Here is an 11,149-nt window from a genome sequence, read left to right as displayed (position 1 = left end):
TTGAGTACACCGTCAAGGAAGATCCAATTGCTCACTACACATCTTCCTATTCTGGTTCTTCAGCTACTGAGCTTACAGTTACCAACACCATTGAAGGTAAGGTTTCTGTTCCAGTAACAAAGAAGTGGATTGGAGCACCTGCTGCCAGCGTAACTATTCACCTGCTTGCTGACGGCGTTGAGGTTCAGAGCGCAACTCTGACCGCTGCAGACAACTGGCAGCATACGTTCAGCAACCTTAACCAGTACAACAATGGCGCGCTGATCAACTACACCATTACTGAGGATGCAGTTGACGGCTACACCACCCAGATTACTGGCGACGCTGCCAACTATGTGGTAACCAACACCAACATGAAGACTCGCGATATTCCGGTCACCAAGGTTTGGGAGAACCAGGAAGGCGATTCCGCTGAGATTGTTCTGTATCGTGATGGTGTCGAGGTTGATAGGGTAACCATCACCAAGGCTGACGACTGGAAGCACACCTTCAGCAACCTTGAGTTCTACGACAAGACTGATGGTCACGAGTACGCATACACCATCTCCGAGACTCCTATTTCTGGCTACACAACCCAGATCACAGGTAATCAGGACGACGGTTTCACAGTGACCAACACTGCTCCTGTTGTTCCTCCAACCACGCCACCTACTACTCCAGAGCCTAAGAAACCAGGTCTTCCTTACACTGGCGACACCTCAGGCATTGCTTCAATCGTTGGAGCTGCAGCTCTGTCCCTGAGTGGTCTTGGTGTTGCTCTGAGAAGGAAGAACAGCTAATAGCTAGGCGGCTTTCCGAACACGCTGATAGCTGATTAAAAACAGGCTCCTGGTAAAACCAGGAGCCTGTTTTGCGTGGCGCTCTCAAAACCGTTAAAGCCACCAAGAAGCCAAGGCCACCGTATGTGCGGCACAGAACTATGCGGTCACATTGCTATCCTGGTGTTTTGTAAAGTTCTCACTTCTGTTTTAGCGCCAAGTGGTAAAAAAGCCGTTTAGTTGGGGGTTACATTTTTCTGCATACGCGTTTGCCCAGGAAAAACTTTTAACTATGGTAAAAAATGCGTTTAGTTGGGCATCAAATAACGAAATTTCAATTTTCATTCCCAACTAAACGGCTTTTTTACCTTTTTGGGCACTAAAATTAGTACCCTAAAATTGCGGTATTCATGATTATGAATAAACAGAGTCTATTATGCAGAAATCAAATTACCCTAACGATTTTGACGGCTTTGCCAACGTCAAGTTATCTTCATCCGCCGAAAACTTAGCGTGCAGCAAAGAATTATCCAGCAACACGATATAATTTTAAGGTAGTTCCTAGTTATTTCCTGTACTGCAAAACGTGGAGGTAAAAGGTATATGAGAAGTATTTTTGAGGATCGACAGGTATCAATTAAGTGCGACGATAAGTATTCTTATACCGTTACAAAAGATGGTCTGGCTTATGTTCCAGGTAATGGTAAGCCAGAGGTCAAGGTTTTGTTTTCAGAGGTCGGTTCAACCTTCTTACTGAACTATTGCAGCTCGAACGGTCCTTACGAGATTACCTTTAAGGATAACGACGGCCATAATCTCGTTAGCATTGACACAGACCTTAAGCTTCGTGGATTTGGACACAACATCCTAGATACAAAGACTATCATCCTCGCTTTTGCAGCCAATAAGCTTACTACTGAGTTTCCCAATAACCTTGATACGTTAAACACTAAGCTCGGATTTAGCCTCAAAGAGAAAAAGATCACAATCGCAAACGGCGTAATTTCCGGCGCAAAGCATCAGGTCAAGCTTTCTGATATTCGCCGAGTTCAGTGCGTTGCAGGTGGCGCACTCAACAATCTCTTTGTCTTCACTAAAGAGAAAGGTGGCTTCTTTGATAGGGCAGATATCGTAGTTCCCGTCAACGAGCTTACAGTTCCTATTCTTGAGGCCGCGATGAGAAGAAATACTGGTCACGGAATCGATTTCAGCAGGGGCAATGGCTTTGACCAGCCAAACAGCAACTTCATTATTATTCGCTACATGGACTCAAGCTTCTTCGAGACCGCCCCTGGTGTCTTCAAAGAGGATTGGCAGAAGGACGCTTACGAGTTTGTTAAGTCCTTTGGCTATGACCTACAAACCATGCTAGGGGAGTAACCTCTGGCGAGAATAACGTCTTGTCCAAGAAAAACAGCCGCCCTCTTGTGAAGGCGGCTGTTTCCTTGTGGGCGAGAAGATCGCTCTAGCAGTTAGGTCTTACTTCTGCTTGCGGGCCCTTAGTGCAAAGCCGAGAGCGGTGATGCCAGAAGCAACCATGCCAACAGAAGCAATCACAAGCTCAGCGACATCGCCAGTGTCTGGCAGAACGCGCTTCTTCTTAGTCTTAGAAGGCTTGTGTGGATCAGAGCTAGGAGTTGGCTCAGGCTCAGGAGTTGGCTCAGGATCTGGTGTTGGCTGAGGCTCAGGCTCTGGATAGTCGTTAGTGAAGACCAGAGGAGGCGTGCTTCTGCACTCGCACTGATCAATCTCTGTTACGGTTCCATCTTCAGCGGTCTTAGTAATGTGATAGGTGAAATCAAGCTCACCATCATCATTCTTAAAGACGGTGTAGGTGAGGGTGTAGACGGACTTGTCGTAAGTAACCCTCTGGTTAGTGCCGGTAACCTCTTTGATGGTGTAAACATAGGTGCCAGGTTGCGTAAAGACTAGCTCACCGAAGTTATTATCGCCAGAAACATCAACAGAAGTCTCAACGCTATCTGTTGTTGCGTTGTTTGGCATTGGGTAGGAAGGATCGTTGCGGGTGAGCGTGAACTTGAAGATATCCTGAGTTGTTGCAGTGCGTGGGTTGCCGCCGTTATCATCAGGGAGAACTGATGGATAGTCGGTTGGAGCATCTGGTGCGTTACCAGTAACAACCTTCTGAACAACTGGATAGTCCCTGACTGGCAGTGGATCAGGATAGACGTTGGTGAATACTGCGCCAACTGCATCGTTATTCTCGCCAAGGTCAACGGTAGTGACGTTTCCGTCCTCGTCAGTCTTGGTCATAGTGCGCTCGGCCTTCAGATGGCCTTCTCCGTCGTAGGTTACCTTGTAGGTGAGAGTGTAGACGGACTGGTCGTATTTGATGCCCTGAGTACCCATCTCCTCATAGATGGTATAGGTGTAAGTTCCTGGCTTAGTGAAGGTGATCTCGCCGAATGAAGCGGTTCCGTGGAGCAAAATCTTTATCTGTTTGGTGTCGCCGGTGGAGTTCTCGGGCATTGGGTAAGAAGGATCGGTGCGCTTCAACGTAAACGTGAAGGTGTTGTCCTCATCCTCGGTTGTAGTTCTTGTGCCACCAAGTGCGGTTGTCGTCATGCCAGGAGTGCCGGTATCTGGCTCGATATTGCGAGGATAGCCGCCCTCAACAATCTTAGTGACAGATGGAGCATGCTTTGCTGGCTCTGGGTCCGCGTAGTGGTTGACAAACCTAATACCTGTTTCCCAGTTCTCGGCAACGGTAATTTCTTGGGTCGTTCCATCAGGATTAATCTTGGTATAGAAGCGCTTGAGTTCTAGCTTGCCATCCTCATTGCGAGAAACCACATACTTTAGCTTGTAGTAGGTCTTGTCGTACCTGACATTAGTCTGGGAGCCGGTAAGTTCGCGGACTGTGTAGGTATAGGTACCTTCTTCGGTAAACTTGAATTGGCCGAATGAGCTGGCACCGTTGATATAAATGGTTGTTGAAGCGGTATCACCTTCGGTGCCCTCGGGCATTGGATAGGAAGAATCATCGCGGGTTAGCGTGAAAGTGAAGACGTCTGGCTCGTTTACAGGCTCAACATCGTTGAGGAGAGATGCGGGAGAAGGCTCACCAGCTTTAGGTGGATAGAAGTGAGGGATATCACCCGTTACGTCTTTTTCGATGTACTCGGTGTGATAAAGGTAATCAGTACCCTCTTCTGGGTAGTGGTTGGTGAATACCGCGCCATTCACATCGTTATTCTCGCCAAGATCGATGACAGTAACGGTACCGTCAGGAGCAGTCTTGCTCAGAGCGCGCTTTGCCTGCAGCTGTCCGGAGCCATCGTCGGTAACGGTGTATGTGAGGGTGTAGACACTCTTGTCGTAGTCGATGTCCTGATTGCCCTCAATCTCTTTGATGGTGTAAACGTAGGTACCAGGCTGATCAAAAGTGATGCTCTTGAACTCAGCGTCACCAGCAAGAATTCTACGGGTACGCGCGGTATCTCCCGTAGAGCCCTCAGGCATTGGGGAAGAAGGATCAAGACGCCTAAGCTCAAAGACAAAGACGTTAGGAGCGTCAGCTTCGTCTTCGGAGCCATTCTCCAGGAAGTCATTGATGAGGCCATCAATGAAGCTATCGCTGAGACCGTCATTGCCAGCACCAGGTGGGTTTGCAACGTCAGCAGCGCCACCGTTGAGAAGGGAGTCCAGAAGAGAAGCAGGCGATGGCGAGCCAGGATGAATCTCTACTGGAACATCACCAGTAACTTCCTTCTTGACAGATGGATTAACGATAGCCGGCATTACGCGATACTCGTTAGTGAGCGTCTGAGTTTCAGTGTATTGCTCGGCAGTGAAGATATGAGTTCTCTCTGCGTAATAGTAGTTAGGAGGGTTCTCGGCAATGGTGTAGGAGATAGTATCTGCTGCTGTGTTGTCAACGTACTTACGAAGGCCCTTGTAGACAATGGTGTAGGTATTATCTCCGTTATCAGTAACGTCAGGAGTAATTGCGCTGGTATCAAAGTTCTTATCGTTGGTAAGCTCTAGGTTATTAGCACCAAAGGCAGCAGGAGCTGGACGTTTACCAGCTGCATTATTGTTGTCTTTCCAAATCTTCTTGATGGTAATGTCAATGCCTGCATAACTTAGAGCGTGAGTAGAGAGGGTACGAGTGGAGTGGTTACCAGCAATGTCGTAGTCAAGAACGCTGCTGAATACACTGCGGTTACCGTCGTAGGAAGCATCTACGTTATCGGCAACCTTATAGGTGACGTCAACAAAGCCACCGCTATTTGCAGCAAGTGCGTGCGTTGAAGTAAACAGCACCATGTCGGCCTCAGCAGGATTAGTGACTACGGTGTAGTCGCCAGGCTGTGGAGCATGGTTTGCAGTGTAGGTAACACCAGGGTTCAGCTTGATGTACTGGTAAGAGAAGTTGGAAGAAGAGCTTACGCCCTCAAGTGTCAGAGGAAGCTGAGTTGCGCCCTCTGGGTTAATGCCAGCACCGCGGTTTGCAGACTTGGAAAGCAATGGAACAAACAGTTGAGTGGTATTTGCGGTGTTGCCGGTGTTATTGCGGACAGCAATGTGGACAGTAGCGGTGTCATCGCGCTGCATAACAGGGGTAGTTGCGCCTGGATTAGCGGAGTCGTACGTGTAATCAGTTACGGTTCCAGAGACACCGTCCTTTACAGAAAGGGTAGATGCAGCGGCAATAGCAGATGCCTGTGCGATGTTGATACCAGGGCGCTCGGAGAGAGAAACCATAGTCTCGCCAGAGTTTACGCTGTTGCCAAACAAGTTGGTGTACTGGGAAGTGTTCCAGTTGCTACGGTCCCAGTGCTCAGACTTAATTTGAGCACCAATTTCCTTGAAGTCTTTGGTGGTAATGCCAACAAAATCGTTGATGTGGTAAATGCCCTTACCTGCAAGATCAGTGGTGTGGACATCCATGCTCAGAGTCATGTTCTTGCTGGTAAAGTCTGGCTGATACTGACCGCGAGTCTCGTCGCCAACATCAATGGTGTACTTCCAAACCTTAACAGCCACGCCGTCCTTATCGTACGTTCCTACAAACTCAGGAGCGCTGAGCGTGCCATTGGAAACGGTGAGGTTGCTGTAGGTAAAGCCCTCGGGCATGATGACGTAGAGCACTGGCTCCTGAAGAGGGTTCCAGTCCCAGTTTGCGTCGTCGATGCGACCAGAAATCTTGAAGGTCTCGCCACCGTTAATCTGGGTCTTATTGATGCTACCAACGCCGTTAAGAACCTTAGGAGCGCCGGACTTAGCGGTCAGCGTAACGCCTGCGTCAGGAGTGGTACCGGTGTTGTAGAGTTTGACGTTAGTGACAACGTCGGCGTTGGTGCCCTTCTTCCAAGAGCCATAAACGCCATTGGAGATGTAACTCCAGCCGTAGTACTCGTCAGTGACATGCTTGTTGTTTGGATTCCATGTATCGAGAAGATCGCTCATTGGCCTAATGCCATCGTATCCGCCAAGAATTGGACCAAGGTCAACCTTGATGGAAGTGATGGAGGTATTGATATCAAGGCCAAGGGCAGTGTTGGTGATAAGTGCGGAGACACCAGAGGTTTGCAGAATGCTTGGATCAGCAGTTCCGCTCGTACCGTCCGATGCGGTCCAGTGGATTGGACCATAGGTCATACCAGCCTTGTAAGGGATGGTGACGCCGCGGATGATAGCGGTCTGGTTCTGATCGATGGTCATCTCGAGCGTCTTTGGAGCGGTGTCTGTGGAGAGTTCGTTCTTGATGAGGTAGGTGCCAAGACGAACGTTGTAGGTATCGTTTTTCTTGTATGCCCAGTTAGGAGCTGTGTCGACAAGAGCGTGTGTGGTAAGACGCTCTGGGTTAAGACCGTCAATTACGGTAACTGTAAGATTAGAAGAAGCGTTTGCAGAGGTACGGTTGACGTTTGGAGTGTCATTCCAAACGGACATAGTGAGGTTCTTAATGGTGACGTTAAAGGTTGAGTTGTTAGGTCTGGTGCTTGATGCAGGAACCTTAATCTGTGGCTTAAAGGTTGGGGTACCTGCGTAAGAGCCTGGCTCGTTCCACTCAACTGTTGCTGTCTTATTGGTGCCATCATCGGTAGTAGAGACGATGGTACCTGGGGTGTTGTAGAGGCTGGTCTCGTTGACACCAACAAGCTCCATATCACTTGGATAGACAACCTGAACCGTAGTCTTGCTGTTTGCCTCGGTGAGTACCTTAGAGCCTGTGGTAGAAACCTGCAGGGTAGAGGTAGTGCCACCCTTAGAGAGAACCTCGGTGGACTGGTCAGCCCAGAAGCCGTAGGTCATAGCGTCAGCTGCAGTAACAGATGAGGTATGTGGATCAATGTTTTGTGTTGCAGCGGTGCTCAAGCTAACACGAATTGCATTTGCGATAACCTGGCTTGCGCTTTGGTTCTCAACAGCGTCATCAAGCTTGAACTGAATTTCTCCCCTGGAAGAAACCTGGGTAAGGCTGTTATTGGTCATGTAGACCAAATCACCACTGCGGTTCTTCTCGGAACTTGCGCCAGGATAGCCGTAAGGAAGGGTTCCCGTTCCCGTAGGTGTGGTAACCAGGTCAGAGAAGCTGGTGTTTGAGATGCCACCAACGGTAAACGTTGCACCTGGAAGACCTGTGACATAGAGTCCGTCTCCAAACCTCACGTTGAGGTAGGTTGGCGAGAACTGCAGCGAGGCAGGGATTGTGTAGCCAACATTCAAGGCGTAGGTGACTCCCGCCTTTAGAGCAGGGGTTTGACCTGCAAGAAGGTCAGCAACTTGGGCGTGAGTCGACGCATCTTCAATGCTCAGAGCATTGATTTGAAGACCTGTGGTGTCTTCTGCGTAAGCTACGCTAAGGTTGGGCAGCAATGCTGCGACGAATGCAACGGCAGCTAAAAGCAACCCCGCTACAATCCTTGCCTTACTTTTCATAGCACATCCTAACTAGAGCGATACAGAACCAATCACTTTCTTTCTTACTTATTCTTACGACGCTTAGTAATGCCAAGTGAAGTCATTACAGCGGTCATACCAGCGAGAAGTGCAGCAAGAGGTGCTGCAGCAGAAGCATCTCCGGTGTATGGAGTCTTCTGCTTCTTTTTCTTAGATGGCTTAGTTGGAGTAGAAGGAGTCTCTGGAGTCTCATCCTCTGCAACAGTAATGGTTAGCTGGATTGTGTCGTTATCAGTTGCAACGGCGTCCTTACCATCTGGCCACTGGACACCATTCCAGGTGAACGAGAAGACCTTGCGGTTGCCAGCTGCGGAATCAGCAATAGCACTGAAGGAGCCGGTAACGGTGCCGACAGCGGTGAGCTGGGTGCCTGCAGCAACATTGGAGTCAATGGTGACGCCAGGAATGGTGAGCTTCATCCAGCCATCGTTGGCACTTGCCTCATCAACAATGCGCTCGAGGTCAGAGTACGTTCTAATGGAGGAAGGATCGCTGAGCTCAAAGGTGACGGTAACCGTACGACCGTTGACCTGAACATCGCTGACCTTAAAGCCGCTACCAAAGTTAGAGGCCTGGATGGTGTTGGCATCAAGGTTGCTTGGAAGAGTCATTCCCTCAGGAACAGTCAGAGTTGCTGTGAACTTGAACTTCAGGTTGCTCAGAGTAATGGTGTCATGGTTGGTATTAGGGTAGGCGCGCTCAATGTTGTTCATCTGCTCCTGGATAGAGGAAGCAAGAATTGAACCAGTGAGGTTAAAGGTAGAACCTGCCTTCATAGTGACGACCTGGTCATGCTCGGTATTCTCGTCAGCAAGCATATCTGCAGGAAGGTTCATCTCAATTGGGTTGTTCACAATAAGAGTCTGCTGAATGCCGGCACCACGAGGGTCTCTGCTCGCAGCAATCTGAACGCCGTTCCAAGAAAGTTCGAACTTCTTGGTGACGTTGGTGACGGTGTTCTTTGCAAAAGATTCAAAGGTGCCAGTAAGAGTACCTGTAGCGGTGAGCTCCTGACCATTGGTTACCTGAGTTGGGTCAAGTGTGAGACCATCAACAGTTACGGTAAGAGGTCTTGCAATTTCTGCGGTAGCTGCATCGTCTTTGCCAACTGTCTCGACAGCGTCTTTGAGCTGCTTGTAGTTGGTGTACGTGCCCTTAAGCTTCAGGGTAACGGTAACTTCCTGACCGTTGACGGAAACGTTTGTAACCTCAAAGAGGTCACCAAGGCCAGAGGTGGTTACTGTTGGATTAGCTGGGACAACAACGCCAGCAGGAAGTGTGAGCTTTGCAGTAAAGGTAGAAGTTGTGCCAGAAAGCGTAATCTTGGTTAGGTCGTCGAGGCCGCCAGCAATGCCATTCTCAAAAGCGCTCATCTGATTAATGACGGAAGTAGCGTCAATAGCGCCTGTAAGGCTAAAGCTCTGGTTGTTGGAAACTTCCTTGATCTGAGTGGTGTTGCTCTGAGAGTCACTCCACATATCAGCAGGAAGATCGCTAGTAAGCTCTACTTTCTGGATGGAAGGATCTTCTTTCCACTTGAGATAGTAGGTGACATCGTTAGTAAGCGTTGCGCCACCGTTAATGGTTGCAGGGGAGTTGCCTGCAGCGTCAGTGAACCAGTAGTGGTAGTTGTGACCAAAAACCATACCAAGGAAAGTTATTGGTTCATCTGTGTTATCCAAAACGTAATTCTCTAGTGTTGCAATCTCTGTATAAGCGGTATTAGTGTTGGTGCTGGTTGAGCTTGCAATTCCAGCAGTATCTGTGGTCAAAGTATTGCCACTGAGATTCTGTAGAAGAGCGTTAATAGTAGTCTGCTCAGCAACAGTTGGATGAGTCTTGATAGTTGCTACTTCTCCGCCATTTGCATCGGTGGTGATGTCAAAGACGTTAGGGTTCTGTTTAAAGACACTGTTTGCAGAGAAGGTGCCACCATTTGCCGAGAAGGACACGGTAAGGTGCTGCTCCTCCCAGTCTGCGTACAAATCAACGGTATCAGTACCTGCAGGAACAGCCAGGTTGGAATTAGCTGCAACCTCGTCACCAGCGCCGTTTGCCTGGGTGGTCCAACGCTTGAAGGTCTTTCCAGCGATATTGAAGTTATTGTCGAGGTTGTTGACCTCAGCGTCAGAACGGACCGTTACGGTACGGCTAGCGTTGGTAGCAACGCGGTCAATGACAGAGACGCCATTACCATTGTGATACCTAACGTAGAACCAAGCAGTGTTAGCCTTCCAGTGTGGATAGACAGTCATGTCAGAGGTGATCTGGGTATCAGCGGTGAACTGGTGCTCGGTACCAGCAGCGTCGGTGTAGTACCAGCCGTCAAACTCCTGACCACTTGCATAAGGATCTGCAGGTAGGGTAGTGGAGCCTTCTGCTACAGAAGAAGCAGTTGCAAGAGAGTTGCCGCGCATAGCAAGAGCAGTCTTGTTAGCAGTAGTGCCGTCAGCAAATGTTGGGTTGACGCCGGTAACGCCTGGGGTATTGAGGTCAAAGGTAACGGTTGCGGCAGGTGCCCAAACGTGCTTCTGACCATCGCTTGAAGCATTAGCAACTGGGTAGGTATAGGTTGCTCCGTTAGCATTAATGAGGCTCAGAGAGTTAGTTGATGGGTCAGCAAGGGTAAAGAGCGAGAGAACCTCGTTGCCGTTAGCTGCACCGTTTGTAGGGATAGTGCTACCAAAGCCACTGTTGTAGCTTGGTGCGTATTTGATCAGGTAAGAGCCGCCAACAACGTTATAGTTCTGACGAGTCTGGCCAGCTCCGTTATCGGAGTTCTTGGTAGCAGGGGTTTCTACCAGGCTGTTTCCGGTGAATTGGATGGAGCCGTTAGTCTGGGCTCCAAAGAGGGCGCCAGAGTTACGACCGTCTCCCTTAATCGTGGAGTTGTTAATGATGACATCACCAGTGTTGACGTTAAGACCGCCAGTTCCACCGTTAGTGAAGTTAAGGGTTGAGTTGGTAACGTTTACTGTTCCACCAGCTACACCAACAGAAATGCCAGAAGTTGAGCCAGCATTAGCATTAATGGTGGAGTTAACAATATTGGAAGTTCCCTGGATGGTCATGCCCGTCTGGCCCCAGAAAGATGGGTTAATGGTTAGGGTGGAATCATTCATGTTGAGCTGGTTGACGTAGAAAGTCTGACCAAAGCCTTCAACGGTAAGGTCTGTATTCCTAAGGTTGAGGTTGCGAGCGTCATTCCAGGTACGAGCCTGTGAAGTTACTTTGATAGTAGCGTTTTCAAAGGTGACACCAGACTCAAAGAAGTTTGTATTGCTCTTATCGTCTGCGGTGATGGTAACGCTGTTCTTGTTGGTGCTGCCGCTAACGGTTCCGCCAAGAGAAATACCGCGCGAGCCGCTTGCACCTGCGTTGTTCCTGAAGACATAAGTACCATCAGTGATGGTAGACCCATCCTGTGCGGTTAGTGCTGTCTTGAAGCCAGACATGGTAAG

At 49.2% G+C, this 11,149-nt stretch carries 4 protein-coding genes; 2 read left to right on the top strand and 2 right to left on the bottom strand.

Annotated features, from left to right (window positions below):
• Positions 1-779 (top strand): Cna B-type domain-containing protein (locus tag RWJ43_RS03990; protein WP_314008041.1); only part of this gene is annotated, 779 nt, incomplete at its 5' end.
• A gap of 582 nt (positions 780-1,361) precedes the next feature.
• Positions 1,362-2,138, top strand: a complete 777-nt coding sequence (locus RWJ43_RS03985; RefSeq protein WP_314008038.1) for a hypothetical protein — start codon at positions 1,362-1,364, stop codon at positions 2,136-2,138.
• 99 nt (positions 2,139-2,237) lie between these two features.
• Here RWJ43_RS03985 and RWJ43_RS03980 read toward each other — a convergent pair whose 3' ends face one another.
• On the bottom strand, positions 2,238-7,667 hold the full coding sequence (locus RWJ43_RS03980; protein WP_314008034.1) for a Spy0128 family protein: 5,430 nt from the start codon (positions 7,665-7,667) through the stop codon (positions 2,238-2,240).
• Positions 7,668-7,711: 44 nt separating this feature from the next.
• Positions 7,712-11,149 (bottom strand): InlB B-repeat-containing protein (locus tag RWJ43_RS03975; RefSeq protein WP_314008032.1); only part of this gene is annotated, 3,438 nt, incomplete at its 5' end.

Source organism: Lancefieldella parvula (assembly GCF_963530955.1).
GTDB classification, from domain to species: Bacteria; Actinomycetota; Coriobacteriia; order Coriobacteriales; family Atopobiaceae; genus Lancefieldella; species Lancefieldella parvula_A.
This window is presented reverse-complemented; position numbering and strand designations above follow the sequence as displayed.

Bases quoted from the DNA above. Each gene is read 5' to 3' on its own strand.
- RWJ43_RS03985 (WP_314008038.1), top strand. From the start codon at position 1,362: ATGAGAAGTATTTTTGAGGATCGACAGGTATCAATTAAGTGCGACGAT.
- RWJ43_RS03980 (WP_314008034.1), bottom strand. From the start codon at position 7,667: ATGAAAAGTAAGGCAAGGATTGTAGCGGGGTTGCTTTTAGCTGCCGTT.